We start from the raw sequence: 24,748 nt of genomic DNA on the forward strand, positions 1-24,748 counted from the left end.
TTACGTTTTTCGGGTGCGGTCCTAGGACGTTTCCTTCATAACCTAGCGGTTTTCATGAACTGGTGCGATGCGAGTTCCGTCGATAGTCTTTGGCGGTCACTGACAATTCAGTGGTGGGGTGTAGGAACCTCTCAAGACCGTTAGAGCTACATTGGCGTCACTGCCTGGTTTGCGGCCGTTTGCATGCGGCCGTAAGATCAGTTGCGGCGGCTATGCGCGGGCACGCTTCGGCGTGGTCGAGTTTTGCTCTAAGGGTCTCGATATTCCTACCCCGTGCATAGCTGCCACCCTGGCCCGTAGGAAGGCTAATGGCAGGTCCATCTCTTCCTTAGAGCGTTAAAAATGAAATCAATACATCCCGACCCACCCTACGAAAAACCAATCCCCCATCCCGACAACCGCTTCATGGCATTGACCAGCAACTGCACCGACATGCCCACCCTGTTCGTCGACACCCACGCGCCACTCGATATCCTCACCGACGCCGCCAACTACAGAATCCGCGCAGTAACCCAAGTGCTTGAGAACCTGTCGATGCGCGGTTCGATCGAGTGCGAGTCCTTCATCCTCAGCGATTTCGCCTTGCTCTGTGCCATTTCATTGCGCGATGGCTGTGATGTGCTGGATGGGTTGGGCGGCGGTTGCGTGCGCGGCCTACCGCTGCGGCGTAGGCGTCGCCACAAGATCAAGAGATCCCGGGCTTCATGCTGAACAAATGAGGCTTTCAGCGAGGCTTTTAGCTTCCTGATTGCAGGAGACGGCCCGCATCCGATGGATGCGGACCGTTTTTTACTGGGGATCAGTCAAGATCGGCATCGGGCTGATTCAGAAAAATCAGCACGCCCAGTATTGCCATGTAGAACCTGAAGGCTGCGTCCTGACCATTCCAGATGTCGGATTGCCACATCAGAAACCACTCGCCTCCAACAACCATGAAGCCGAAAAACCATACGAAAAAACCAGTCGTCAAACCCGCTACTGCCCACTTCCTGGACAGTCTGAATTCATGCCCATCGGCTGACCGTGAGCGCCAGAGCTGTAGTGCGCCGTAGCCAAGAAGTCCACAGGTAATGGCTTCGCCAAGGATGATCAGCCAGTAGGCTCCATGCCACACCCAAGGCAGATCAATTGCGCGATACCGGGCGGCGTTGTCAGGGAAGGTGGTGTCCATGCTCAGCACGTGCCGGACGAAGTTGAAGTTGGAACCGTAGTCGGTGATGTTGTTGAACACGGTCATGAAGGCGAATGCGGCGAGTGCCAGGGTCATTGCAATCTTTGCGTAGCGAATGGTCATTTGTGCGTCCTTTGCTTGTTTCGACAAAGAACGCTATCACGCCGGTTTGCAGGTTCGGGAATCTTCCTGTTGTGAGGCGTTTCTGAATTTGTCGAGTGATGGTGCATGCTTGTTGCCGCTATGAATGCTTGAAGTGTCCGCTTGGCTGCCAACCCCTGACTTGCCGGCCGGTAAAAGGTAAACTCCCCGGCCTTCGCAGGAGCAGCCATGAATTATCGTCACGCCTTCCATGCCGGCAATCACGCCGATGTGTTCAAACACCTGACCTTGACCCGCCTCATCGCCCTGATGTCGCGCAAGGAGCAGCCGTTTGCCTATCTCGACACCCACGCCGGCATCGGTCTGTACGACCTTCAAGGCGATCAGGCCAACCGTACCGGTGAGTATCTGGAAGGCATTGCGCGTTTGTGGGGTCAGCCGGATCTGCCGATCCTGACCGCCGATTACATGCAAGTGCTGCACGAGATGAACCCGGATGGCCAGTTGCGCTATTACCCGGGGTCGCCGGAGTTGGCGCGACGCCTGACTCGCCCGCAGGACCGTGTGTTGCTCAACGAGAAACACCCGGAAGACGGCGTGCTGCTCAAGGACAACATGGCCGGTGATCGCCGGGTCAAGGTGCATCTGGGCGAAGGCTGGCATGTGTCGCGGGCCTTGCTGCCGGTGCCGGAAAAGCGTGCGGTGATGTTGATCGATCCGCCGTTCGAGAAGCTCGACGAGATGCAGCGCTGTGCCGCGTCGTTGAAGGAAGCGATTGGCCGGATGCGTCAGACCGTGGCGGCGATCTGGTACCCGGTGAAGGATCAGCGTGCGCTGCGCCGCTTCTACCAGGACCTGGCCGGTACCGGTGCGCCGAAGTTGTTGCGGGTGGAGTTGCTGGTGCATCCGCTGGATACGCCGAACAGCCTGAACGGTTCGGGGCTGGCGATTGCCAATCCGCCGTGGGGGCTGGAGGAAGAGTTGTGTGAGTTGCTGCCGTGGTTATCCCAGAAGCTGGGGCAGACCCAGGGTGGGTGGCGGATGGATTGGTTGATTGCCGAGTAGTAGCTGCATGATCAAAAGATCGCAGCCTGCGGCAGCTCCTACAGGGTTATGCGTACACCCGTAGGAGCTGCCGCAGGCTGCGATCTTTTGTTTTGGCGATCAGATCGGGCAGGTCACGCCTGTACCGCCAATCCCGCAATAGCCTTCCGGATTTTTCGCCAGGTACTGCTGGTGATAAGCCTCGGCAAAGTAGACGGTCGGGGCCTGGTCGATTTCGGTGCTGATTTCACCGAGACCGGCCTTGGACAGCTCGGCCTGGTAGGTTTCCTTGCTCTTGAGCGCCGCGTCCAGTTGTTCCTGGCTGGTGGCGTAGATCACCGAACGGTACTGGGTGCCGATGTCATTGCCCTGGCGCATGCCCTGTGTCGGGTTGTGCAGTTCCCAGAACATCGCCAGCAGTTCTTCGTAGCTGACCCTGGCCTTGTCATACACCACCAGCACCACTTCGGCGTGGCCGGTCAGGCCCGAGCAGACTTCTTCGTAGGTCGGGTTCGGCGTGAATCCGCCGGCGTAGCCGACCACGGTGCTGACCACGCCTTCACGTTGCCAGAAGCGGCGTTCCGCGCCCCAGAAGCAGCCGAGGCCGAAGATCGCGAAGTCGACGTCTTCGAAGAACGGGCCAAGCAAGGGGGTGTCTTTAAACACAAAGTGCTTTTCAGGCAGGGTCATCGCGGTTTCGCGGCCGGGCAGAGCTTGTTCTTTAGTCGGGAGCACGTTTTTGTTCACCAGGATTTCCGAGCGCAGAACCATGATCAGTCCTCTCAGTCAGGTTGGGTTGTAAATAAACAGACCGTCAGTGTGCCCAATACCTTTCAGATAATCACTAGCCAGGTGGGAGGTTCCATGTTGCAGGGCAACCCTGCAACTTCAGGCTGGTTGGTATTCACTCCGGCAGTTCATACAGATAAATCTTCTCCGCTTCCATCTGATACCCCGCATCCGCCAGCTCGCTGGTGGACGCCTTGACCTGCAACGCGCCTTCGATCCAGTACGGCTGATACAGCTCGTCGAGCTTCACGCCGACTTCGCTTTTGACGTGCACGATCTGGTTCGACGGCGGTGGCGGCACATGGATGCAGGCGCCGAAATACGGCACCAGCAGAAACTCCGTGGTGCGTCCTTCCTCGCTCACTTCCAGCGGCACGATGTAGCCCGGCAGGCGAATGTTCTGGCCGTCGAGGGTCTTGACCACCGGTGCGTTGGGCATGTCCTGTTTGGCTGCAGGCGCCGACTCTGCCGAGAGCGTGCTGCTCATCTGCGACAGATCGTGCAGCGGCGTCATGTTCGGCACTTCTTTCGGCGCGTCGGGCGGAATCATCTCCGACCAGGTCAGGTCTTTTGGCTGGGCCGCCCATAGGGGCAGGGCGACCAGCATCAACAGCGCAAGTACGGCGCGGGGCATTTTCAACGTCCTCATAAACGGATCGACAGGCCATCGGCCAGGGATTGGCGATAGGCGCGCCAGGCCGGCACGCTGCCCATCAGCAGCGCGGCGATCAGGATGCCAGCGAGCAGCGTCCATTCATACTCGCTGGGCCAGGACAGCGGCAGGAACAGGCCGTAGTTGGCTTGCACATATCCCTGGGCCGCCGCGATGCACACATACAGCATCGCCACGCCGGCGATAACGCCCGACAGCGCCAGGGCAAAGGCTTCGAGCACCAACAGCGTTGCGATGTGCCATGGCCGAGCACCCACCGAGCGCAGGATCGCCATTTCCCGGCGGCGTTCGTTGAGGCTGGTGAGAATGGCCGTGAGCATGCCGATCAACCCGGTCAGCACCACAAACAGCGAGACCACGAACAAGGCTTTTTCCGCGGTGCCCATCATGCTCCAGAGCTCTTGCAGCGCCACGCCCGGCAGGATCGCCAGCATCGGCTCACCACGGAACTCGTTGATTTCCCGTTGCAGGGTAAAAGTCGAAATCTTGTTGTTGAGACCGAGCATGAACGCGGTGATCGCTTGTGGTGTGAGGTCCATGTTGCGCGCCTGATCGGCCGTGATGCGACCCTCGCCCCGGGCCGGCACGCCGTCATGCCAGTCGATGTGAATCGCTTCCATGCCGCCAAGACTGATGTGCAGCGTGCGGTCTACCGGGGTGCCGGTGCGTTTGAGAATGCCGACCACGGTGAACGGTTTGTCGTCGTGCTTGACCAGGCTGATCGCCGCCACGCCGTGGGCCAGTACCAGTTTGTCGCCGAGTTTGTAGTGCAGTGCCTCGGCCACTTCGGCACCGAGCACCACTTCGAACGGGTCGGTTGCAAACGCCCGGCCATCGGCCAGGTCCAGGTGTTGCTGGTGGCCGTACTGGTAATGCTCGAAGTAGGCTTCGGTGGTGCCCATCACCCGGTAGCCGCGATGGGAATCGCCGAGGGACATCGGGATTGCCCACTTCACTTTCGGGTCGCTGGCGAAGTGTTCGAAGCTGTCCCAACGGATGTTGTTGGTGGCGTTGCCGATGCGGAACACCGAGTACAGCAACAGGTTCACCGAGCCGGAGCGGGCGCCGACGATCAGGTCGGTGCCGCTGATGGTGCTGGCGAAACTGGCCTTGGCTTCGGTGCGCACACGCTCCACCGCCAGCAACAGGCACACCGACAAGGCGATGGCGAACGCGGTGAGGATCGCGGTGAAGCGGCGGTTAGCCAGGCTGGCCATCGCTAGACGGAACAAGTACATCTCAGACCTCGGACGGGGTGGCGGCGCGATTGAGTTCGGCCAGCGACAGGTTGTGGTCGAACAGCGGCGCCAGGCTCTGGTCGTGGCTGACGAACAACAGGCTCGACCCGGCTTCGCGGCACTCGGCGAACAGCAGGCGAATGAAGTTCTCGCGGGCATCGTAGTCGAGGGCCGAGGTTGGCTCGTCGGCGATCACCAGTTCCGGTTGCCCGATCAGCGCGCGGGCGGCGGCGACCCGTTGCTGCTGGCCGATGGACAACGCATCGGCGCGGCGACCGAGGATGTTTGCATCCTTCAACCCCAGGTGGGCAAGCAGCGTCGCGGCCGCTTTGTCGACGCTGCCGTGACGTTGTTTCGCCCGTTCGGCGCGCAGTTTCGAGAAGTGGCAGGGCAGTTCGACGTTTTCGCGCACCGACAGAAACGGCAGCAGGTTGAACTGCTGGAAGATGTAGCCGGTGTGATCGACGCGGAAGTGGTCGCGGGCACCGGCCGAGAGTTGCGTCAGTTCCCGGCCGAGCAGGCGGATGCTGCCGCGATCAGGTTTTTGCACGCCGCCGAGCAGGCCGAGCAGGGTGGTCTTGCCGCTGCCACTGGGGCCTTTGAGGAACAGGGTTTCCCCGCGCTCCAGGCGAAACGCCGGAATGTCCAGCAGTGGCGGGTGACCGGGCCAACTGAAGCCCAGGTCGGACAGTTCGATGAGTGCTTGGGTCATGGCACCGATTTCAAGAATATTGATGACCTGTAGGAGCTGCCGCAGGCTGCGATCTTTTGATCTTGAAATTCAAAAGATCGCAGCCTCGTTTCACTCGACAGCTCCTACAAGGGATCTGGGGTGAATTCAGAATTTCAGGGCAGCCGCTTTCGCCGTCACATCAACCCCTTGCTGCCCGCTCGGGCCGATCAGTTGTACCTGAATTGTCCGGGTGGCCGGGAAACTGGTGAAAATATTCGCCAGGTCCAGCGACTTCAGGGCCGCCGGCGTGGCGCAGGTGAGCTGATAGCGAGCGTGGATTTCGCTGTGATCATCGTGATGTTCGTGGCCGTCTTCGTCCTTGGCGTCCTCATCGTGATCTTCATCGGCCTCTGGCTTATCACCGAACAGCGGGCTTTCCAGTTCCTGGTTTTCCACCACGCAACCGGCGGCTTTTGGCAGGTTGAACAAGGCCAGTGGTTGCTCAAGCCGAGCACGGACAGCGGCAACTTTGGCCTTGTCTGCATCGCTGGTGGCGATGTGCTCGAAACCCACCAGGTTCATGGCCGGGCTTTCCAGTTCCAGCTCCAGGGTCTGCCCGTCCAGCCCGGCGTTCAGGCGTCCAACGCCATGTTCGTGGGCACTCAGGCTGCCATGCTCATGATCGTGTTCGTCGGCGGCATGGGCGACAGCGAGCGGCAACATGGCAAACGGCAGGGCGAGAAGCAGACGACGCATGGCGAGTCTCCGAAAAGTAAAATGAAGAAAATGTTATGTGATCTTATAACGTAAGTGCGGAGAGTTTGACTGCCTGCTTGGCGTTGCACAAGTCCCATGGGAGCATGCAGGGAAGAAAAGTGCGGGAGCAGACCTATGTTGCGAATTCGCGGAAGCATCGGCGACTGGCCGGTGGATTTGACCCTGGAGATGGACGACGCGGACTGGGCGCGACTAGGGGCGCAGTTGCAGGTGGAAAAATCCGAGGTCAGCGCGCCAGCGGCCAAACCGCTGAATCAGGATGATGCGCTGTGGCAGATCGCCAGGGATTTGCTGCGCAAGGCCGGGCAGCTCAGCGGACCGGATCTGCTCGATCAACTCGAAGGCCTGACTGGCAGTGCGGCGGCGGGCAAGCGTCTGTTGGTGCGTTTGCGCCATAGTTCGGACGTAAGAGTATTGAGCGGCGGTGATACGCCGCTCTACAGCTGGATCGAATAAACCGTGAAAAGATCGCAGCCTGCGGCAGCTCCTACAGGGTGAGTGCCAACCTCTGTAGGAGCTGCCGCAGGCTGCGATCTTTTGATTTTTAATAAAGAGCGGCAAACAATTTGCGGCGGTACGTGCTGACCAGCGGGTGGTCGTTGCCCAGTAACTCGAACACCTGCAGCAAGGTTTTGTGCGGCAAGCCTTCGCTGTAGCTGCGGTTGCGGATGAACAACTTGAGCAATGCGTCCAGCGCGGCGTCGTACTGCTGACGGGCCAGTTGCTGGATCGACAGTTGATAGACCGCCTCATCGTCCAGCGGGTCTTTCGCCAGTCGGGCCTTCAGGTCGGCGGCATCCGGCAAATCCTTGGCCAAACCGAGAAACTTGATCTGTGCCTTGGCGCCGGCCAGTGCAGCCTTGTGCTCGTCGCTCTTGACCGCATCCAGCACGGTTTGCGCCTCGCCCAGTTCACCGCGCTCGGTCAGGCAGCGGGCGTAGAGGATCAGTGCCTTGGCGTTGGTGTTGTCTTCACCCAGGATCACCTTGAGCAGCGCTTCGGCATCGGCAAAGCGGCTGTCGTCGAACAGTGCCTGGGCCTGTTCGAACGGATCGGCAGCTGCCGGTGGCGGCATTTGCACATGGGGTTCGAGCAGGGCGCGGACGGCGGATTCTGGCTGGGCACCGGCAAAACCGTCGACAGGCTGGCCGTCCTTGAACAGGACCACGGTCGGCAAGCTGCGGATGCCGAAGCGGGCGACGATGTCTTGCTCGATGTCACAGTTGACCTTGGCCAGCAGCAATTCGCCCTGGTAGCTCTCGGCAATGCTCTGCAACATCGGCATCAGCACCTTGCAGGGCGCGCACCATTCGGCCCAGAAATCCACCAGCACCGGTTTGTGGAAAGAGTTCTCGATCACCGACTGGTCGAAATCGGCAGTCGTGGCGTCGAAGATGTACGGCGTTTGCTGACTCATGGGGGATCTCTTGGAAGCGTGAATATGCTCACTATAAGGGCTGGCGTAAAAGATCGCAGCCTTCGGCAGCTCCTACATTGGCCGTATGAATATTCGATCCTGTAGGAGCTGCCGAAGGCTGCGACCTTTTTGCGGTTTCAAGCGCGTTGCGCGTGGTACAGGCTCACATGCCGAAACTCGTGGGGTTCGGCCAGGTCCGGCAGGGTCATGGCTTCAAGCATTTCGATGCGCCGGTACAACGGATGGCGAAAATCCCGCACTCGGGAGTCCGCCACCAGCGCTTCTCGGCCGCGGCTGAGGAACTGGTCGAGCAGTGGCAGGTTCGCCAGGTCGTACAACACATCCGCTACCAGGATCAGATCGAAGCGATCGGCCTCGGCGAAAAAATCCGTCGAGTAATCAAGCTGTACGTCATTGAGCTCGGCATTGGCCCGGCACGCGGCAATCGCCAGCGGGTCGAGGTCGCAGGCCAGCACTTCCAGCGCGCCGGCCTTGGCCGCGGCAATCCCTGCCACCCCGGAACCGGCACCGAAATCCAGTACCCGCTTGCCTTCGACCCAATGCGGGTTTGCGGCCAGATAACGGGCCACGGCCAAGCCGCTGGCCCAGCAGAAACTCCAGTACGGCGGCTCATGCAGAATGCGCCGGGTTTCTTCCGGGCTGAAAGCGCGGTCCATGTTATCGCCGTCGATCAGCCACAGTTTCAAATCGGTTCCGGGTAAATCACAGTCCACCAATTGCGCGTCACCGAGCAGATCCCCCAAGGCCATTTGCAGGTCGAGCGGTGCACTCATGGGGCTTTGACGAATTGCAGTTGGCCCAGGGCCTGGGTGGTCGGCTGGGTGATCAGCTGCGACGGCAAGTGCAGGATCAACTGCCCGGACTGGCTGGCGCGGCCTCGCAGTTCAACGCGGGCGCCGACCGGAAAGGCATCCGGGTTGAAGCGCAGGTGAAACGGCAACACTTGGTTGTTGCCGATCAGGCTGGAACTGGCGAGCAATTGTTGCGGACGGTCTTTGTCGTCGATCACCAACAGCGCCAGCTCGACCTCGGCGCCGGCCGGCACACCTTGCAACGTGCCGCTCAATTCGCGCTGATACGCGGGCAGCGGGCCAAGTTCGGCGGCCTCCCGGGCCTTCTTCTGCGCTTGCTGCGGCGCCGGGCCCGGCGTAGGCGGTTGGGGCTTGGGTGCATCGCTGCCGCAAGCCACCAGCAGGCTGAAAACACTGAGCAAAATGAGCGGACGTAACGACATTGGTAGCTCCATAAAGCTGAATTCCATGGATCAAGTGATCATCCCGTCTGTATACCGCAAACCCTATGGCTTGTCTTGCCACGGGGATGCGCTACCATGGCCCTCCCTTTTTTTGTTGCCTGCCACCATGCACTGTCCCTTCTGCGGTGCCAACGACACCAAGGTCATCGACTCGCGTCTGGTCGCCGAGGGCGAACAGGTGCGCCGCCGGCGTGAATGCCTGGCCTGCGGCGAGCGTTTCACGACGTTCGAGACGGCTGAACTGGTGTTGCCGCGCCTGATTAAAACCGACGGCAGTCGCCAGCCGTTCGACGAAGAAAAACTCCGCGCCGGCATGCAGCGTGCGCTGGAAAAGCGCCCGGTGAGCGTCGAACGCCTCGAATCGTCGCTGGTGCACATCAAACACAAACTGCGCGCCACCGGCGAACGCGAGGTCAAATCCCTCGTGGTCGGCGAGCTGGTGATGGCCGAGTTGCAGAAACTCGACGAAGTCGCCTACATCCGCTTCGCTTCGGTATATCGCCGCTTCCAGGACCTCAACGAGTTCCGCGAAGAGATCGATCGCCTGGCCCGTGAACCGGTGAAAGAATGAACACGCCCGCAGAACTTGCCATCCTCGATGCCCACTACATGGCCCGTGCCCTGGAACTGGCGCGCAAGGGACATTACACGACGCACCCCAATCCGCGGGTCGGCTGCGTGATCGTGCAAGGTGGGCAGATTGTCGGCGAAGGCTGGCACGAGCGCGCCGGTGAACCCCATGCCGAAGTCCACGCCCTGCGCGCGGCCGGTGAGTTGGCCCGTGGCGCTACTGCCTATGTCACGCTTGAGCCGTGCAGCCATCACGGCCGTACGCCGCCGTGTGCCGATGCGCTGGTGAATGCCGGTGTGGCGCGGGTGGTCGCGGCGATGCAGGACCCGAATCCGGAAGTCGCCGGTCGCGGTCTGCAGCGCCTGGAACAGGCGGGCATCGCTACTGAAAGCGGTGTGCTGGAAAGCGAAGCGCGCATGCTCAATCAAGGCTTTCTGAAACGCATGGAACACGGCTTGCCGTTCGTGCGGGTCAAGTTGGCCATGAGCCTGGACGGGCGCACGGCGATGGAAAGCGGCGAAAGCCAGTGGATCACTGGCCCGGCGGCGCGCTCGGCCGTTCAGCGTCTGCGCGCGCAAGCCAGTGTGGTACTGACCGGCGCCGATACGGTGCTGGCGGACAACGCGCGGTTGACCGTGCGCGCCGATGAGTTGGGGCTGGATGTCGAGCAAACCGCGCTGGCCATGAGTCGTCCCCCGCTTCGAGTCCTGATTGACGGTCGCCTGCGGGTACCGCTGGATGCACCGTTCTTCAAGGCCGGCCCGGCGCTGGTCGCTACCTGTGTCGCGGTGGAAGAGCAGTACGCCAACGGCCCGGAGTGTCTGATCGTGCCGGGCTTTGATGGCCAGGTCGATCTGCATCAGTTGCTGGTCGAGCTCGCCGCCCGTGGGGCCAACGAAGTGTTGGTCGAGGCCGGTCCACGTCTGGCGGGTGCCTTTGCCCAGTTGGGTTTGGTGGACGAGTTCCAGATTTTCATCGCCGGCAAGTTTTTGGGTTCTTCGGCGCGGCCGCTGCTGGACTGGCCGCTCGCGCAAATGAAGGATGCGCCGGAACTCAAAATCATCGAAATTCGTGCAGTTGGCGATGACTGGCGAGTCACTGCCATTCCCTTGCCAGCAGCAAGCGTATAATTTGCGGCCATCGCGCAAGCTTTGGCCTTGTTCTCGAGGAGAACCTCATGTTTACCGGCATCATCGAATCCATCGGCAGTATTCGTGCATTGACCCCAAAGGGCGGTGATGTGCGGGTACACGTCGAAACCGGCAAGCTCGACCTGAGCGACGTCAAACTGGGCGACAGCATCGCGGTCAACGGCGTGTGCCTGACCGCCGTTGAGTTGCCGGGCAACGGCTTCGCAGCCGATGTCAGTCGCGAAACCCTTGACTGCACTGCCATGAACGACCTGAAGAGCGGCAGCCCGGTCAACCTGGAAAAAGCCCTGACCCCGACCACTCGCCTCGGCGGGCATCTGGTCAGCGGTCACGTCGACGGCGTGGGCGAAGTGGTTGCCCGTACCGAAAACGCGCGCGCCGTGGAATTTCGCATCCGTGCGCCGAAAGAACTTGCCAAGTACATCGCCCATAAAGGCTCGATCACCGTCGACGGCACCAGCCTCACCGTGAACGCAGTCGATGGCGCCGAGTTCCTGCTGACCATCATTCCGCACACCCTGAGCGAAACCATCATGGCGTCGTACCAGCCAGGTCGCCGGGTGAATCTGGAAGTCGACTTGCTGGCCCGTTATCTGGAGCGTCTGTTGCTGGGCGACAAGGCTGCAGAACCGACTGCGGGCAGCACCATCACCGAAAGCTTTCTGGCCGCCAACGGCTATCTCAAATCCTGACTCAAGGGGGTGCCTTGTGGCGCTCAATAGCATCGAAGAACTGGTTGAAGACATCCGCCAAGGCAAGATGGTCATCCTCATGGATGACGAAGATCGCGAGAACGAAGGCGACCTGATCATGGCCGCCGAGTGCTGCAAGCCCGAGCACATCAACTTCATGGCCAAGCACGCCCGTGGCCTGATCTGCATGCCGATGAGCCGCGAGCGTTGCGAACTGCTCAAGCTGCCGTTGATGGCGCCGCGCAACGGTTCCGGTTTCGGCACCAAGTTCACCGTATCGATCGAAGCGGCCACCGGCGTGACCACCGGCATTTCCGCCGCCGACCGTGCGCGCACCGTGCAGGCTGCTGCCGCCCGTGATGCCAAGGCTGAAGACATCGTCAGCCCCGGCCACATCTTCCCGCTGATGGCCCAGGCCGGCGGTACGCTGGCCCGCGCCGGCCACACCGAAGCCGCCTGCGACCTGGCGCGCATGGCCGGTTTCGAGCCGAGCGGGGTGATCTGCGAAGTGATGAACGACGACGGCACCATGTCCCGTCGCGCCGAACTGGAAGCTTTTGCCGCCGAACACGACATCAAGATCGGCACCATCGCCGACCTGATTCACTACCGGATGATCCACGAACGTACCGTTCAGCGGATTGCCGAGCAGCCACTGGACAGCGAACTGGGCCAATTCAACCTGGTGACCTACCGTGATTCCGTGGAAGGCGACGTGCACATGGCACTGACCCTGGGCAACGTGTGTGCCGAAGAACCAACCCTGGTTCGGGTGCACAACATGGACCCGCTGCGCGACCTGCTGATGGTCAAGCAGCCGGGCCGCTGGAGCCTGCGCGCCGCCATGGCTGCGGTTGCCGAGGCTGGCAGTGGTGTGGTGCTGTTGCTGGGTCACCCGCTCGATGGCGACGTGTTGCTGGCGCACATCCGCGAAACCGCCGACCACGCCGCCGTGAAAAAACCGACCACCTATAGCATTGTCGGTGCCGGTTCGCAGATCCTGCGTGACCTGGGCGTACGCAAAATGCGCCTGATGTCGGCGCCGATGAAATTTAATGCGATATCCGGTTTCGATCTGGAAGTTGTAGAATACGTGCCCTCCGAATAATGACCGGTTGTTTCCGGCCTTGAATTCGCGGTTCAAATATCACCGAGGGATGCGTACGAGACGCGTCCCGGCTCTTTAAGAGATCTATCGAATGACCCTGAAGACCATCGAAGGTACCTTCATCGCCCCTAAAGGCCGCTACGCTCTGGTAGTGGGCCGTTTCAACAGCTTCGTCGTTGAAAGCCTGGTCAGCGGTGCAGTTGATGCCCTGGTTCGCCACGGCGTGAGCGAAAGCGACATCACCATCATCCGCGCGCCTGGCGCCTTCGAAATTCCGCTGGTTGCGCAAAAAGTCGCCCAGAAAGGCGAGTTCGCGGCAATCATCGCCCTGGGCGCGGTCATTCGTGGCGGCACTCCGCACTTCGAATACGTGGCTGGCGAATGCACCAAGGGCCTGGCCCAGGTGTCCATGGAGTTCGGCGTTCCGGTCGCATTCGGCGTGCTGACCGTTGACTCCATCGAGCAAGCCATCGAACGTTCCGGCACCAAGGCCGGTAATAAAGGTGCTGAAGCTGCCCTGTCCGCTCTGGAAATGGTCAGCCTGCTGGCGCAGTTGGAGGCCAAGTGATTAGCGACGAAAGCGATCGTTTCAACCCGCGCGATCCAAAGCCTGCGGATGCCGGCAAGCCATCGAAAAGCGTCAAGCGTCGCGAAGCCCGTCAGCTCGCGACCCAGGCGCTGTACCAATGGCACATGGCCAAGCAGTCGCTGAACGAGATCGAAGCGCAGTTCCGGGTCGATAACGATTTCAGCGATGTCGACGGCGCGTACTTCCGCGAAATCCTCCACGGGGTTCCGCAGTTCAAGAGCGAAATCGACACCGCGCTCACGCCATGCCTGGACTTGACCATCGAAGAGCTGGACCCGGTTGAACTGGCGGTTCTGCGTCTGTCCACCTGGGAACTGCTCAAGCGCGCCGACGTGCCGTACCGCGTTGTGATCAACGAGGGTATCGAACTGGCCAAGGTCTTCGGTTCCACCGATGGCCACAAGTTCGTCAACGGTGTGCTCGACAAGCTGGCCCCGCGTCTGCGTGAAGCTGAAGTCAAGGCGTTCAAGCGCTAACCAGCGCTTGGAACTGCGATGGGCGAGTTTGAGCTGATCCGCAATTTCTTCGCCGCCGCGCCTTGTGCGCAGGGCGGCGAAGGCGTTGCCCTCGGGATTGGCGATGACTGCGCCTTGCTGACTGTTCCCCCTGGGGAACAGATGGCGATATCTACCGATACGTTGGTGGCCGGCGTGCACTTCGCCGATCCCTGCGATCCGTTTCTGCTCGGTCAGCGCTCGCTGGCCGTAGCCGTCAGCGACCTGGCGGCCATGGGTGCCACCCCCGTTGCCTTTACCCTTGCCCTGACCTTGCCGACGGTGACTGCCGATTGGCTGCAGGCCTATGCCCGTGGTTTGAACACCATGGCGCAAAGCTGTGGTGTGGCGTTGGTGGGTGGCGATACCACCCGTGGGCCGTTAAGCATGACCATGACCGTGTTCGGGCGCGTACCGGCCGGTCTGGCGCTAACCCGCAGTGGCGCGCAACCGGGCGATCTGTTGTGTGTCGGCGGCGACCTGGGCAATGCCGCCGGTGCCTTGCCATTGGTGCTCGGCCAGCGCACAGCCCAAGCGAGCATTGCCGAGCCATTGCTTGCGCATTACTGGTCGCCGCAACCGCAGCTCGGCTTGGGTCAGGCGCTGCGGGGCAAGGCCACTTCGGCAATGGATATCTCCGATGGCTTGCTCGCTGATTGCGGGCATATCGCGCTGGCTTCGAAGGTCGGTATTCAAGTCGAGCGAGATCGCCTGCCGCTCTCCAAAGCGCTGCTCGACTTTCTCGGTCAAGCGGGCGCACAAGTTGCGGCCCTGAGCGGCGGCGACGATTACGTCCTGGCCTTCACCTTACCGTCCGTCGAGTTGCCGCTATTGCTGGCCGACGGTTGGCCGATCCATGTGATTGGGCGGGTGGTAACGGGGCAGGGCGTGACGCTGCTGGACGCCGACGGCAAAGACATCACCCCCCAAACCCGGGGTTATCAACATTTTCGGGAGTCACCGTGACAGATCATCCCAATCAGGTCCCGGCGGAAAACGTACCGCCATCGGTCTGGCGTAATCCGTGGCATTTTTTGGCGTTCGGCTTCGGCTCGGGCACCTTGCCAAAGGCGCCTGGCACTTGGGGGTCGTTAGTTGCGCTGCCTTTTATCCCGTTGTGGCAAATGCTTCCCGACTGGGGTTACTGGCTGATGCTGGGCATCACCATGTTGTTCGGCTTCTGGCTGTGCGGCAAAGTGGCCGACGATTTACGGGTACACGACCATGAAGGCATCGTCTGGGACGAAATGGTCGGGATGTGGATCACCCTGTGGCTGGTGCCGGAAGGTTGGCAATGGTTGCTCGTGGGTTTCTTGATGTTCCGCTTCTTCGACATCCTCAAGCCGTGGCCGATTCGCTGGATTGACCGGCACGTACATGGCGGCGTCGGCATCATGCTCGATGATGTCCTGGCCGGGGTGTTCGCCTGGTTGGCGATGCAGGGACTGGTGTGGTTTTTCGCCTGACCGGTGGGGCCAGGCGTTAATCAGGAGAGCGGTTAATCGGGGGGGAAGCAGGGATGGCTCTACGCGGATTGAACCTGGCTTCGAGCGCTGGAAACAGCCGTATCCGTTCGATTCGAACTGACACGGATCGAACGGCTGGAGATGATCCCCCTGTGGGAGCGAGCCTGCTCGCGATGGCGGTGTATCAGTCAATATTGATGTCGCTGACAGTACGCCATCGCGAGCAGGCTCGCTCCTACAGGGAATGTGGTGCGGCAGATATCAAACTTTTTGATAGTTATCGCCGATAATTCAGCCTAAGCGTCCTCCGGAACCTGCTGTTACAATGCCGGCTCTGCGAATCTTCAGACTCTTTAGATCAGGAGCACACCGGTGCCTGTCGTTTTTGTCGCCGCTTCCAAGCTGCCAACGCCTTTTGCGCAATTCACCATGCACGGCTTTCTCGATGAAGCCACCGGCCGCGAGCACGTTGTGCTGAGCCTGGGTGAATTCGCCGACGGTGCCCCGGTACTCGGCCGGCTGCACTCCGAATGCCTGACGGGCGATGCCTTGTTCAGCCAGCGTTGCGACTGCGGCTCGCAACTGGAGGCCGCCTTGCAGGCCATCGCCCGCGAAGGTCGCGGCGTTTTGCTCTACCTGCGTCAGGAAGGCCGGGGCATTGGCCTGCTGAACAAGATCCGCGCCTATGAGCTGCAGGACGGTGGTGCCGACACTGTCGAAGCCAACGAGCGTCTGGGCTTTGCCGCCGATCAGCGTGACTACGCCATGTGCCTGCCGATGCTGGAGCACCTGGGCGTGAAGTCATTGCGTCTGATGACCAACAACCCGCGCAAGGTCAAGGCCCTGACCGACATGGGTATCGTGGTCGCCGAGCGCGTGCCGCTGCACACTGGGCACAACCCGCATAACCGACTCTACCTGGCGACCAAGGCCAGCAAGCTCGATCACATGATGGGCAATGAGCATCAGGGCGAGGTAGACCGGGCGTGACCCGCGGTCAGGTGCGGCGGCGACTGTCCGTCAACTGGTGGCAGTACCTGGCACTGGCCTTGTTGCCGCTGTTTGTGATCAACGCGGTGTTCGGCCAGAGCGAAGCCATCCTGCCTGTGCTGGCGATGCCGTTGTTCATCGCCGGAGTCGCCTCGATGTTTGTCAGCCTGAGGTTCTTCGGCGCCTACAAACACGCGCTGATCGCCACCCAGAAAGCCCTCGATACCCCGGATGAGCCTGCTGCCTGGATCAGTCTTGCGGCCAAGCGGCGTACGGCATTCCTTGCCGCCGGCCTGCCGGCCTGGATCGCTGCCCTGGCGGTGTTCGTCGGTCTTGAAGCGGTGCCGCTGATGCTGCTGGCGCTGTCGACTGCCGTGCTGTTCTACCTCTACCGTATTCCGCGTCAACTCGGTTGATGCGCGCGGTCTGGCTGGCGGTGTCGCTGCTGGCCGCCAGCAGCACGGCCATTGCAGTCGAGCGGGTTGTCAGCCTTGCGCCGTCGCTCTCTGAGATCATCGTAGAACTGGGTTCCGCCGACCTTCTGGTCGGTGTGCTGGACGCCGGTGAACGACCTGCCGAACTCAAGAGCCTGCCCTCCGTTGGCCGCTATGGCCAGCTGGATATGGAGCGCCTGCTCAGCCTGAGACCTGACCTGTTGCTGCTATGGCCCGGTAGTGTCGGCCCGGCCCAGCGTGACCAGCTCAAGCGCCTGAATATTCCCACCTTCGTCGCCGAACCCCGCAGCCTGGACCAGCTCACCGCACAGATCGAGGCCATTGCCGCTCAGCTTGGACGACCTGAACGCGGAACTTCATTGGCCAGCGATTTACGCCAGCGGCTGGATGAGTTGCGTCAGCGCTATCGACGGGACAAGCCGTTACGGGTGTTCTATCAGGTCTGGGATCGGCCGCTGTACACCGTCGGCGGCGAGCAGATCATCAGCGATGCGCTGGAAGTCTGCGGTGCCCAAAACGTGTTTGCCGACCTGAAACTGCCGGCACCGCAGGTCAGCGTGGAAACCGTGTTGCAGCGTAATCCCGAGGTGATTCTGGCTAGCGATCAGGCGCAGCTTGATGCGTGGAAAGCCTGGCCGCAGGTGGCGGCGGTGGCACAGGGACAGTTGCGATTGGTGACGGACAAGGGCCTGGAGCGGCCGAGTGGGCAGATGATTGAGGCGACTGCAAAGCTGTGCCAGTTGATCGCGCCAGACCGCTGACCTGTGGCGAGGGGGCTTGCCCCCGTTGGGCTGCGAAGCGGCCCCAAGTCCTGCGACGGTGTTTTATCAGACATCCCCCCATCAGCCTGATTGCGGTTGCTGCGCAACCGAACGGGGGCAAGCCCCCTCGCCACAAATGATCGAGCCTGGCTTTAGATCTCCGGCGTCCAGGTCACCCCGAACATCCACGCCCGACCTTCCTCGCGATACCCGTACTGACTATCTTGGTAGTTGTACAACGCCCGGCTGTAACCTTTGTCCAGCAGGTTATCGACCTTCAGCTCCAGACTGATTTCACGATTGAGCGCCCAACTGCTGCGCAACCCTAACAAGGCATAACCGCCTAACGGCTGTTGATTGTTCAGGTCGTCATAGCTGCTGCTGACCGCTTGCCAACTGGCGCCGAGGCCCAGGCGATCGAACTGACGGTCCAGATCCCAGCTCAAAGTGCGCCGCGCGCGACGGGCCAGGGTGTGGCCCGTATCACGGTCGCGTGGGTCGATAATCGCTACGCCGAGGTTGCTCTGCCAGCCGAACCATTCCTGCTTCAATGCCGCTTCAAAGCCGTTGATTCGCGCCGAGGCGACGTTCTCCGGGCGCAAGTTGCTGCCGAAGATGATTGCGTCTTCAAGGTCGGTGCGATACAGCGACGTCTCCAGGCGACTGTCCTCGGTCAATTGGCTGCGCCATTGCAGCTCATGGCTTTTCGAGGTTTCAGGCTTCAGGTCCGGGTTGGCAAAGTCGGGGTAGTACAGGTCGTTGAACGTCGGTGCACGGAAGCCTTCGCTGTAGGTCAGCAGCACTTCGTTGTCCGGGTTCAGTGGCAGAGTGAAGGTGCCGCTCCAGGTGTTCTGGCTGCCAAACTGCTGGTTTTCGTCGTGACGCAAACCCAGCTCCGTGGAGAAACTGTCGGCCTGATAGCGGTGCTGGATGTACGCCGCTCGGTTCCAGCGACTGTCCTCATCGAACGCGGTGCTGCTGTTGATGCGGTCTTCATACCAGTCACCTCCGAGCAGCAAACTGTTGCGCTCGTTGAGCGTCAGGTCGTTCTGCCAGTTCACCGAATCGCGGTAGGTGTTGAACACGCTGCGCTCATCGCTGAGCTTGTCCAGGGTCTTCTCGCGGTTTTCGCTGTGGCCGAACTCGATGCGGGTTTTCCACAGATCATTGATGCGCGCGTCTATGTAACTGCTGACACTGCTCACATCGAATTCGTTGTGCGGCTGCTGTTGGACCGACTCGAACGTATTCATGTCGAAGCGCCCGAACGGGTTGTCGAACTCGCTTTTGCCGCGGTTATCCAGCAGGTTGGCACCGACTTCGATGTCATCGGTCAGCGCATGGCTGAGGCTCAGGCTGACGGATTTGTTGCGGTATTCGTCATGGTCGCCGTCGCTGGGATACGACTCGTGGGTGCGATTGATCCCGGCGGTTTCGTCGAGGCTGGCGCCGAGGTTGAAGCGGGTGTGTGCATCGCCACCGGACAAACCGAGGCTGCGTTCCCAGGTCTGGTTGCTGCCAAAACCCATGTGCATTCGAGGTTGCAGGCCCTGTTCGCCGCTACGACGGGTGAAGATCTGGATCACCCCGCCAATCGCATCACTGCCATAAATCACCGAGCGGGAGCCGCGCAGCACTTCCACGCGCTCGACCTGCTCGATGTTGATGTGTTGCAGGTTGCTGTCCCCGGAGGTCGAACTGCCGATGCGCTGACCGTCCACCAGCACCAGGCTCTGGGCCGACTGGGTGCCGCGAATGTAAACCCCCGGCAAGCTGCCGCGCCCGCCGGTTTGCACGACTTGCACGCCCGGTACGCGACGCAGCAGGTCGGTGACGCTATCGGGTTGCAGGCGATCGATGTCTGCGCGGGTAAAGACGCTGTTGGCGGCACTGCTGTCATTGCGCGCTTCGACCTGGCGGTTGGCGCTGATCAACACATCGGGCAGCTTCAGGGCCTGATCGCGTTCGAAGGTGTCGGCCAGCAGTTGGCCAGCCGGCAGCAGGCCCAGCGTCAGGGCGAAGGGAGAGAGTTTCATGGAGGATCCGAGATTTCAGATGCGACGCAACTCCCCGTAGGAGCTGCCGAAGGCTGCGATCTTTTGATTTTGATTTTTGCAGATATGGAGTTGTCGAAGGCCAGGATCAAAAGATCGCAGCCTTCGGCAGCTCCTACACAGGGTTTTGAGTTTAGATGCTCAGCAGTTGCAGGCGCTCGCGGATCGAAGCCTCGATCCCGGCTTCATCCAACCCGCACTCGGCCAGCATTTGCGCAGGCTTGGCGTGTTCGACGTAGATGTCCGGCAAGCCCAGGTGCAGCATCGACTTGAGGATGTTCTCGCGAGCGAGGAATTCGCTGACCGCGCCACCGGCGCCGCCCATGATTGCGTTCTCTTCGACAGTCACCAGCAGTTCATGGCTGCCGGCGATTTCGCGAACCAGCGCTTCATCCAGCGGCTTGACGAAACGCATGTCGACTACGGTCGCGTCCAGTGTCTCGGCGACTTTCAGGGCTTCGGCCAGTTGCACGCCGAACACCAGCAGGGCGACTTTGCTGCCCTGGCGGCGGACTACGCCCTTGCCGATCTCGATTGGTTCGAGGTCTTTCTCGATGGTCGCGTTCGGGCCATTACCGCGTGGATAACGCACGGCCGCCGGGCCTTCATACAGGTGACCGGTGGTGAGCATCTTGCGCAGCTCGTTTTCATCGCTCGGGGTCATCACCAGCATGCCGGGGATGCAGCGCAGGTACGAAAGGTCGAAACTGCCGGCGTGGGTCGGACCGTCTTCGCCCACCAGGCCTGCGCGGTCGATGGCGAACAGTACGTCGAGGTTCTGCACGGCGACGTCATGCACCAACTGGTCGTAGCCGCGCTGCAGGAAGGTCGAATAAATGGCTACCACGGGTTTGGCGCCTTCGCAGGCCATGCCGGCCGCGAAGGTGACGGCGTGCTGCTCGGCAATGGCCACGTCGAAGTAGCGCTGCGGGAATCGTTCGCTGAAAGCGACCAGATCCGAGCCTTCCTTCATCGCCGGGGTAATCCCGACCAGGCGCGGATCGGCAGCCGCCATGTCGCACAGCCATTCACCGAACACACCGGAATATTTCGGTCCACTGGCCTTTTTCGGCGCAACGGCCGGGGCGTCCAGCGGTTCGAGTTTGGTAATGGCGTGGTAACCGATCGGGTCGACTTCCGCCGGGGCGAAGCCTTTGCCTTTCTTGGTGACGACGTGCAAGAACTGCGGACCTTTCAGATCGCGCATGTTGCGCAGGGTGGCGATCAGGGTCGGCAGGTCGTGGCCATCGATCGGGCCGATGTAGTTCCAGCCCAGCTCTTCGAACAGCGTGCCGGGAACCAGCATGCCTTTGGCATATTCTTCGGTGCGACGGGCGATTTCCCAGGCACCGGGCAGGCGCGACAGGACCTTTTTACTTCCCTCACGCATGCTCGCGTAGGTGCGGCTGGAAAGGATCTTCGCCAGATAGTTGGACAAGCCACCGACGTTGCGCGAGATCGACATGTCGTTGTCGTTGAGGATCACCAGCATGTTGGCGTCCACTTCCGGCGCATGGTTCAGCGCCTCGAACGCCATGCCCGCGGTCAGCGCGCCGTCGCCGATCACCGCGATGGCCTTGCGCTCGCTGTTTTGCAGGCGGGCGGCAATCGCCATGCCCAGCGCGGCACTGATCGAAGTGCTGGAGTGGCCGACGCCAAAAGTGTCGTATTCGCTCTCGGCGCGGCGCGGGAACGCGGCAACACCGTCCTTTTGGCGCAGGGTGGCCATGCGCTCGCGACGACCGGTGAGGATCTTGTGCGGATAAGCCTGATGACCCACGTCCCACACCAGACGGTCGTCCGGGGTGTCGAAGACGTAATGCAGTGCGATGGTCAGCTCGATCACGCCCAGCCCGGCACCGAAATGCCCACCGGTCTGGCCGACCGTGTAGAGCAATTCCAGGCGCAACTCATCGGCCAGGGTTTCCAGCTCGGCTTCGCCTAACCGGCGCAGGCCGTCCGGCGTATTCGCGCGGTCGAGCAGGGGCGTGGTTGGGCGTTTGCGGGGAATCTCATGAAACGTCGTGGGCATCAGGCGAATCGTTATAGGTATAAAAGATGCGGCAGTTTACCTGATGCATCGGTCCCTGCCCACGCGTTGGTTTTTTTTGGCGGATTCGCCGTCAGCTGCGGCGATCGACGATATATCGGGCCAAATCACGCAACGGCTCGGCCGCCGCGTCAAACGGTCGCAGTGCATGCAGGGCCTGGTCGCGCAGCTCCAGGGCATAGGCCTTGGCGGCGTCGAGGCCGAGCAGGGCCGGGTAGGTCGGTTTGTCCCGGGCAATGTCGGCGCCCTGGCGTTTGCCGAGGGTTTCGGTATCGCTTTCGACGTCGAGAATGTCGTCCTGCACCTGGAATGCCAGGCCGATGGCCTGTGCATAAGTCTGCAGGGACTTGAGTTCGTCTTTCTCGGCACGGCCGCTGGCCAGTGCACCGAGCTTGACGCTAACTTCGATCAGTGCCCCGGTCTTGTGCCGATGCATGTATTCCAGGGCTTTCTGGTCAAGTTTCAGGCCGACCGAGCCGAGATCGATGGCCTGACCGCCGACCATGCCCGCCGGGCCTGCCGCCAGTGCCAGGGCGCTGACCATTTGCAGGCGGATTTCAGCATCCGAGGCGCTCAGGCGCGGATCGAGCAGGGCGCTGAAGGCCAGGCTCTGCAAACCGTCACCGGCGAGGATCGCGCAGGCTTCATCGAATTTCTTGTGGGTAGTGGGTTGGCCGCGACGCAGATCGTCATCGTCCATCGCCGGCAAATCGTCATGCACCAGCGAATAGGCGTGGATCAACTCCACCGCGCAGGCTGCGCCGTTGGCTTGCTCGGCCTTGCCGCCCAATGCTTCGCACGCGGCGTAGGCCAACAGTGGACGCACGCGTTTGCCGCCGTTCATCACGCTGTAGCGCATGGCCTCATACAACCGCGCCAGCTCAGGGCTCGGCGCGATGAACAGGGTTTCCAGAGCCGCATTGACGCGGGCCTGGCTGGTGGCGGAGTACGCTGCAATCATTCTGGCTGATCCGCGTCGAAGGGTTCCTCGGCCAACTCGCCATCACGCTCGAGCAGCACTTGAACCTTTTGCTCGGCCTGGGCCAGCGCCGCCTGGCAATCGCGGGTCAGACCGATGCCTCGCTCGAAAGCGGCCAGCGACTCCTCCAGCGACAATTCGCCATTCTCCAGACGCTCCACCAGCGTTTGCAGGTCGGCGAGGGACTGTTCGAAATCCAGTGCAGCTTTTTTGCGGGCCATGGCGGCGATTTCCGGTTGACGTTAAACCGGCGCGACACTAGCAGATAGGGGGGGTATGGGCAAATGAAGGGGGGATTCGAAAGCCTTGGTTGTGAGCGCGACAGTTACTTGTGGCGAGGGGGCTTGCCCCCGTCGGGTTGCGCAGCAACCCCCAAAATCAGCCACCGAGTTTTGTGAGGCGTATCGCATTCGTCGGATTTGCGACTGCTGCGCAGCCGAACGGGGCGGTGCGGCGATCCGACGCCCTCGCCACAGGTACCAGGTGTCCGTCGCATCAGGGTATTTGATCTGGTACCGAGTACTGCGCCCACCACCGGGCAGGCGTTGCAGGCAGTCTTTGTTCAGCAGTTCGGTCAGATGACGGGGCGCGGTCGCTTTGGATACTTTGGCGATGGCCTGGTATTGAGCCGCACTGATGCCGTGCTCGAAGCCTCTTTCGCCGCCATCGAACAAGCGATTCAGTACCTTTGTTTGCTCGGCCGATAGCTCGGATCTCTGGTGTGCCTGCCAGAATCGCGCCTGCCCAACACACGGTCGATCCGCGTCATGGCTTGTTGCAGGCTGCGCAGAAGAGTCTGCAGGAACCACTCCAGCCACTCAGTGGCATCTGTCGTAGCCTTTTGACTGGTTTCCAGCACCCGGTAGTAACCGGAGCGATCCTCAAGAATACTTGCCGACATTGCGTAAAAACGAATCGCCTGAGCCTCGCCCTGTGCCAATGCCAGATCAGTGATGGTGCGTGTGAGGCGACCATTGCCGTCAGCAGCATCATTGCACCCAGATAAGACAGAGGAAGGACGGGGTGGATTTAGCATCGACCAAGTGTTCTCTGGGCGGGGTGGAGGCCTATTAGCGTTGTTTCATGCAGAAATACATTGTGAATGTTCCTGCATCGGTATCAGGAGTAATTGAGAGGGCCCTCCAACCGACATGGAAATGCCCTGACGTGAATGACCTTCCTGGCTATACCTCCCTCGATTCAGCTTTCAGCGAAATTACCCAACTGATTGTGACCGCGCGACAACGCGCCATGCAGGCGGTCAACACCGAGCTGATTGAGTTGCACTGGCAGGTTGGGGCCTACATCAGTCGCAAAATTGAAGCGGCGGAGTGGGGTGATGGAGTCGTTGCCCAGTTGGCTATGCACCTCGAGCGTACACAGCCTGGACTGCGTGGGTTTACGCGACGAAGTCTATTTCGAATGCGCCAGTTCTATGAGGCGTACAGGGGTGATGAAAAAGTGTCAGCACTGCTGACACAATTACCCTGGACCCAGAATCTGATCATCCTCAACCAGAGCAAACGCCCGGAGGAACGTGAGTTTTACCTGCGCATGGCAATCCAGGAGAAGTGGTCGAGCCGCGAACTGGAGCGTCAGTTCAAGGCGGCTCTGTTTGAGCGTTCAGTGGTCAGCCCGGCAAAAGTGTCAGCACCGCTGCGACAAATTCATCCCCAGGCCCTGGACGTGTTCAAGGATGCCTACGTGGTCGAGTTTCTGGCTCTGGAGCGTGGTCATGCAGAGACAGACTTGCATGGAGGCCTGCTGCATAAGCTCAGGGACTTTCTGATCGAACTGGGCAGGGACTTCTGCTTTGTGGGTTCGCAATATCCGTTGCAGGTAGGTGGGCGTGACTTTGCGCTGGATCTGTTGTTTTTCCACCGTGGACTGAACTGCCTGGTGGCGATCGAGCTCAAGGTCGGGCGCTTTGAGCCGGAATACCTGGGGAAGATGGATTTTTATCTTGAAGCGTTGGACCGCAATGTCCGCAAGCCACACGAAAACCCGGCGCTCGGCGTATTGCTGTGTGCGAGCAAAGAGGACGAAATCGTCGAATACGCCCTGAACCGCTCACTGTCACCCGCATTGATCGCTGAGTACCACACGCAATTGCCGGACAAGAAACTTCTGCAAGCCAAGCTGCAGGAGTTTTATGCGCTGAATACTGAAGGGGTTGAGTGATTTTTGTCGTGAATCACTTTCTTTCAGGCATTAAAAAGCCGGCTTGT

At 60.8% G+C, this 24,748-nt stretch carries 27 protein-coding genes and 2 pseudogenes; 15 read left to right on the top strand and 14 right to left on the bottom strand.

Going from position 1 to position 24,748, the window contains the following annotated elements; all coding sequences use genetic code 11:
• Positions 1-342 precede the first annotated feature (342 nt).
• Positions 343-671 (top strand): annotated as a pseudogene (locus tag KW849_RS12830) (hypothetical protein).
• Positions 672-799: 128 nt separating this feature from the next.
• On the opposite strand, the gene KW849_RS12835 reads toward KW849_RS12830, so the two are convergent.
• Positions 800-1,294 (bottom strand): DUF2165 family protein, encoded by a 495-nt coding sequence (locus KW849_RS12835; RefSeq protein WP_218429736.1) that lies wholly within the window; start codon positions 1,292-1,294, stop codon positions 800-802.
• Between the two features lie 207 nt (positions 1,295-1,501).
• Between KW849_RS12835 and KW849_RS12840 the strand changes: the two genes are divergently transcribed.
• Complete coding sequence (locus tag KW849_RS12840; RefSeq protein WP_218429737.1) at positions 1,502-2,338, top strand: 23S rRNA (adenine(2030)-N(6))-methyltransferase RlmJ; 837 nt, start codon at positions 1,502-1,504, stop codon at positions 2,336-2,338.
• Positions 2,339-2,437: 99 nt separating this feature from the next.
• Here the strand turns inward: KW849_RS12840 and msrA are convergent, their stop codons facing one another.
• The 5 genes from msrA to KW849_RS12865 form a co-directional block, all read right to left on the bottom strand.
• Positions 2,438-3,088, bottom strand: a complete 651-nt coding sequence (msrA, locus tag KW849_RS12845; RefSeq protein ID WP_218429738.1) for a peptide-methionine (S)-S-oxide reductase MsrA — start codon at positions 3,086-3,088, stop codon at positions 2,438-2,440.
• A 133-nt stretch (positions 3,089-3,221) separates the two neighbouring features.
• The gene (locus KW849_RS12850) at positions 3,222-3,740 is read right to left on the bottom strand and encodes a DUF3299 domain-containing protein (protein ID WP_108216290.1); all 519 of its coding nucleotides are present in this window, start codon (positions 3,738-3,740) and stop codon (positions 3,222-3,224) included.
• An 11-nt stretch (positions 3,741-3,751) separates the two neighbouring features.
• The gene (locus tag KW849_RS12855) at positions 3,752-5,017 is read right to left on the bottom strand and encodes an ABC transporter permease (RefSeq protein ID WP_218429739.1); all 1,266 of its coding nucleotides are present in this window, start codon (positions 5,015-5,017) and stop codon (positions 3,752-3,754) included.
• Position 5,018: 1 nt separating this feature from the next.
• The gene (locus KW849_RS12860) at positions 5,019-5,729 is read right to left on the bottom strand and encodes an ABC transporter ATP-binding protein (RefSeq protein ID WP_218429740.1); all 711 of its coding nucleotides are present in this window, start codon (positions 5,727-5,729) and stop codon (positions 5,019-5,021) included.
• A gap of 126 nt (positions 5,730-5,855) precedes the next feature.
• A complete protein-coding gene (locus KW849_RS12865) occupies positions 5,856-6,446 on the bottom strand; it encodes a DUF2796 domain-containing protein (protein ID WP_218429741.1) in 591 nt (196 codons plus the stop codon).
• 135 nt (positions 6,447-6,581) lie between these two features.
• Between KW849_RS12865 and KW849_RS12870 the strand changes: the two genes are divergently transcribed.
• Positions 6,582-6,923: a hypothetical protein gene (locus tag KW849_RS12870; RefSeq protein ID WP_218429742.1), complete on the top strand. Its 342-nt coding sequence runs from the start codon at positions 6,582-6,584 to the stop codon at positions 6,921-6,923.
• An 88-nt stretch (positions 6,924-7,011) separates the two neighbouring features.
• On the opposite strand, the gene trxA is transcribed toward KW849_RS12870, so the two are convergent.
• From trxA to KW849_RS12885, 3 genes are all read right to left on the bottom strand, one after another.
• Positions 7,012-7,884, bottom strand: coding sequence for a thioredoxin (trxA, locus tag KW849_RS12875; protein ID WP_218429743.1), 873 nt, complete (start codon positions 7,882-7,884; stop codon positions 7,012-7,014).
• Between the two features lie 137 nt (positions 7,885-8,021).
• Positions 8,022-8,678, bottom strand: coding sequence for a methyltransferase (locus tag KW849_RS12880; RefSeq protein ID WP_218429744.1), 657 nt, complete (start codon positions 8,676-8,678; stop codon positions 8,022-8,024).
• Positions 8,675-9,139 carry a YbaY family lipoprotein gene (locus tag KW849_RS12885; protein ID WP_108216297.1) on the bottom strand — a complete coding sequence of 155 codons (465 nt, stop codon included), beginning with the start codon at positions 9,137-9,139 and terminating at the stop codon, positions 8,675-8,677. The genes KW849_RS12880 and KW849_RS12885 overlap by 4 nt, the downstream gene beginning before the upstream one ends.
• A 127-nt stretch (positions 9,140-9,266) precedes the next feature.
• On the opposite strand from KW849_RS12885, the gene nrdR reads away from it, so the two are divergent.
• The 11 genes from nrdR (at position 9,267) to KW849_RS12940 (ending at position 17,437) form a co-directional block, all read left to right on the top strand.
• On the top strand, positions 9,267-9,731 hold the full coding sequence (gene nrdR / locus KW849_RS12890) for a transcriptional regulator NrdR (protein WP_003228656.1): 465 nt from the start codon (positions 9,267-9,269) through the stop codon (positions 9,729-9,731).
• A complete protein-coding gene (ribD, locus tag KW849_RS12895) occupies positions 9,728-10,861 on the top strand; it encodes a bifunctional diaminohydroxyphosphoribosylaminopyrimidine deaminase/5-amino-6-(5-phosphoribosylamino)uracil reductase RibD (RefSeq protein ID WP_218429745.1) in 1,134 nt (377 codons plus the stop codon). The genes nrdR and ribD overlap by 4 nt, the downstream gene beginning before the upstream one ends.
• Positions 10,862-10,908: 47 nt before the next feature.
• Entirely contained in the window at positions 10,909-11,574 is a 666-nt protein-coding gene (locus KW849_RS12900; protein WP_008059524.1) for a riboflavin synthase, read from the top strand.
• A gap of 16 nt (positions 11,575-11,590) precedes the next feature.
• Positions 11,591-12,682 carry a bifunctional 3,4-dihydroxy-2-butanone-4-phosphate synthase/GTP cyclohydrolase II gene (gene ribBA, locus KW849_RS12905; protein WP_090325554.1) on the top strand — a complete coding sequence of 364 codons (1,092 nt, stop codon included), beginning with the start codon at positions 11,591-11,593 and terminating at the stop codon, positions 12,680-12,682.
• Positions 12,683-12,773: 91 nt separating this feature from the next.
• Positions 12,774-13,250, top strand: a complete 477-nt coding sequence (ribE, locus tag KW849_RS12910; protein ID WP_003228649.1) for a 6,7-dimethyl-8-ribityllumazine synthase — start codon at positions 12,774-12,776, stop codon at positions 13,248-13,250.
• Positions 13,247-13,747 (top strand): transcription antitermination factor NusB, encoded by a 501-nt coding sequence (gene nusB, locus KW849_RS12915; RefSeq protein ID WP_108216299.1) that lies wholly within the window; start codon positions 13,247-13,249, stop codon positions 13,745-13,747. Before ribE ends, nusB begins: the two co-directional genes overlap by 4 nt.
• A gap of 18 nt (positions 13,748-13,765) precedes the next feature.
• Positions 13,766-14,731, top strand: a complete 966-nt coding sequence (thiL, locus tag KW849_RS12920; protein WP_218429746.1) for a thiamine-phosphate kinase — start codon at positions 13,766-13,768, stop codon at positions 14,729-14,731.
• On the top strand, positions 14,728-15,231 hold the full coding sequence (locus KW849_RS12925; RefSeq protein WP_108216301.1) for a phosphatidylglycerophosphatase A: 504 nt from the start codon (positions 14,728-14,730) through the stop codon (positions 15,229-15,231). The genes thiL and KW849_RS12925 overlap by 4 nt, the downstream gene beginning before the upstream one ends.
• 372 nt (positions 15,232-15,603) lie before the next feature.
• Complete coding sequence (gene ribA / locus KW849_RS12930; protein WP_150726901.1) at positions 15,604-16,221, top strand: GTP cyclohydrolase II; 618 nt, start codon at positions 15,604-15,606, stop codon at positions 16,219-16,221.
• Complete coding sequence (locus tag KW849_RS12935; protein ID WP_218429747.1) at positions 16,218-16,637, top strand: MFS transporter; 420 nt, start codon at positions 16,218-16,220, stop codon at positions 16,635-16,637. The genes ribA and KW849_RS12935 overlap by 4 nt, the downstream gene beginning before the upstream one ends.
• Positions 16,637-17,437 carry a cobalamin-binding protein gene (locus tag KW849_RS12940; RefSeq protein ID WP_218429748.1) on the top strand — a complete coding sequence of 267 codons (801 nt, stop codon included), beginning with the start codon at positions 16,637-16,639 and terminating at the stop codon, positions 17,435-17,437. Before KW849_RS12935 ends, KW849_RS12940 begins: the two co-directional genes overlap by 1 nt.
• A 152-nt stretch (positions 17,438-17,589) precedes the next feature.
• Here KW849_RS12940 and KW849_RS12945 read toward each other — a convergent pair whose 3' ends face one another.
• The 5 genes and pseudogenes from KW849_RS12945 to KW849_RS12965 all read right to left on the bottom strand — a co-directional run.
• Positions 17,590-19,473, bottom strand: a complete 1,884-nt coding sequence (locus KW849_RS12945; RefSeq protein ID WP_218429749.1) for a TonB-dependent receptor domain-containing protein — start codon at positions 19,471-19,473, stop codon at positions 17,590-17,592.
• Positions 19,474-19,624: 151 nt separating this feature from the next.
• The gene (dxs, locus tag KW849_RS12950; protein ID WP_218429750.1) at positions 19,625-21,523 is read right to left on the bottom strand and encodes a 1-deoxy-D-xylulose-5-phosphate synthase; all 1,899 of its coding nucleotides are present in this window, start codon (positions 21,521-21,523) and stop codon (positions 19,625-19,627) included.
• A gap of 91 nt (positions 21,524-21,614) precedes the next feature.
• Positions 21,615-22,502 carry a (2E,6E)-farnesyl diphosphate synthase gene (gene ispA, locus KW849_RS12955; protein ID WP_218429751.1) on the bottom strand — a complete coding sequence of 296 codons (888 nt, stop codon included), beginning with the start codon at positions 22,500-22,502 and terminating at the stop codon, positions 21,615-21,617.
• The gene (locus tag KW849_RS12960) at positions 22,499-22,741 is read right to left on the bottom strand and encodes an exodeoxyribonuclease VII small subunit (RefSeq protein WP_218429752.1); all 243 of its coding nucleotides are present in this window, start codon (positions 22,739-22,741) and stop codon (positions 22,499-22,501) included. The genes ispA and KW849_RS12960 overlap by 4 nt, the downstream gene beginning before the upstream one ends.
• 285 nt (positions 22,742-23,026) lie before the next feature.
• Positions 23,027-23,502, bottom strand: a pseudogene (locus KW849_RS12965) (Fic family protein); the annotation flags it as partial.
• 185 nt (positions 23,503-23,687) lie between these two features.
• Between KW849_RS12965 and KW849_RS12970 the strand changes: the two are divergent.
• Entirely contained in the window at positions 23,688-24,701 is a 1,014-nt protein-coding gene (locus KW849_RS12970; RefSeq protein WP_218429798.1) for a PDDEXK nuclease domain-containing protein, read from the top strand.
• The last annotated feature ends 47 nt before the right edge of the window (positions 24,702-24,748 follow it).

The organism is Pseudomonas sp. PDM26 (genome assembly GCF_019219185.1).
Classification (GTDB): domain Bacteria; phylum Pseudomonadota; class Gammaproteobacteria; order Pseudomonadales; family Pseudomonadaceae; genus Aquipseudomonas.

What these genes read in the sequence shown, in the direction of transcription:
- KW849_RS12870 (WP_218429742.1), top strand. Translation starts at nt 6,582, where the DNA reads ATGTTGCGAATTCGCGGAAGCATCGGCGACTGGCCGGTGGATTTGACC.
- KW849_RS12885 (WP_108216297.1), bottom strand. Translation starts at nt 9,139, where the DNA reads ATGTCGTTACGTCCGCTCATTTTGCTCAGTGTTTTCAGCCTGCTGGTG.
- msrA (WP_218429738.1), bottom strand. Translation starts at nt 3,088, where the DNA reads ATGGTTCTGCGCTCGGAAATCCTGGTGAACAAAAACGTGCTCCCGACT.
- trxA (WP_218429743.1), bottom strand. Translation starts at nt 7,884, where the DNA reads ATGAGTCAGCAAACGCCGTACATCTTCGACGCCACGACTGCCGATTTC.
- ribD (WP_218429745.1), top strand. Translation starts at nt 9,728, where the DNA reads ATGAACACGCCCGCAGAACTTGCCATCCTCGATGCCCACTACATGGCC.
- KW849_RS12960 (WP_218429752.1), bottom strand. Translation starts at nt 22,741, where the DNA reads ATGGCCCGCAAAAAAGCTGCACTGGATTTCGAACAGTCCCTCGCCGAC.
- KW849_RS12900 (WP_008059524.1), top strand. Translation starts at nt 10,909, where the DNA reads ATGTTTACCGGCATCATCGAATCCATCGGCAGTATTCGTGCATTGACC.
- nrdR (WP_003228656.1), top strand. Translation starts at nt 9,267, where the DNA reads ATGCACTGTCCCTTCTGCGGTGCCAACGACACCAAGGTCATCGACTCG.
- KW849_RS12945 (WP_218429749.1), bottom strand. Translation starts at nt 19,473, where the DNA reads ATGAAACTCTCTCCCTTCGCCCTGACGCTGGGCCTGCTGCCGGCTGGC.
- KW849_RS12940 (WP_218429748.1), top strand. Translation starts at nt 16,637, where the DNA reads ATGCGCGCGGTCTGGCTGGCGGTGTCGCTGCTGGCCGCCAGCAGCACG.
- ribE (WP_003228649.1), top strand. Translation starts at nt 12,774, where the DNA reads ATGACCCTGAAGACCATCGAAGGTACCTTCATCGCCCCTAAAGGCCGC.
- KW849_RS12860 (WP_218429740.1), bottom strand. Translation starts at nt 5,729, where the DNA reads ATGACCCAAGCACTCATCGAACTGTCCGACCTGGGCTTCAGTTGGCCC.
- KW849_RS12855 (WP_218429739.1), bottom strand. Translation starts at nt 5,017, where the DNA reads ATGTACTTGTTCCGTCTAGCGATGGCCAGCCTGGCTAACCGCCGCTTC.
- thiL (WP_218429746.1), top strand. Translation starts at nt 13,766, where the DNA reads ATGGGCGAGTTTGAGCTGATCCGCAATTTCTTCGCCGCCGCGCCTTGT.
- KW849_RS12865 (WP_218429741.1), bottom strand. Translation starts at nt 6,446, where the DNA reads ATGCGTCGTCTGCTTCTCGCCCTGCCGTTTGCCATGTTGCCGCTCGCT.
- KW849_RS12850 (WP_108216290.1), bottom strand. Translation starts at nt 3,740, where the DNA reads ATGCCCCGCGCCGTACTTGCGCTGTTGATGCTGGTCGCCCTGCCCCTA.
- ispA (WP_218429751.1), bottom strand. Translation starts at nt 22,502, where the DNA reads ATGATTGCAGCGTACTCCGCCACCAGCCAGGCCCGCGTCAATGCGGCT.
- dxs (WP_218429750.1), bottom strand. Translation starts at nt 21,523, where the DNA reads ATGCCCACGACGTTTCATGAGATTCCCCGCAAACGCCCAACCACGCCC.
- KW849_RS12840 (WP_218429737.1), top strand. Translation starts at nt 1,502, where the DNA reads ATGAATTATCGTCACGCCTTCCATGCCGGCAATCACGCCGATGTGTTC.
- KW849_RS12880 (WP_218429744.1), bottom strand. Translation starts at nt 8,678, where the DNA reads ATGAGTGCACCGCTCGACCTGCAAATGGCCTTGGGGGATCTGCTCGGT.
- KW849_RS12835 (WP_218429736.1), bottom strand. Translation starts at nt 1,294, where the DNA reads ATGACCATTCGCTACGCAAAGATTGCAATGACCCTGGCACTCGCCGCA.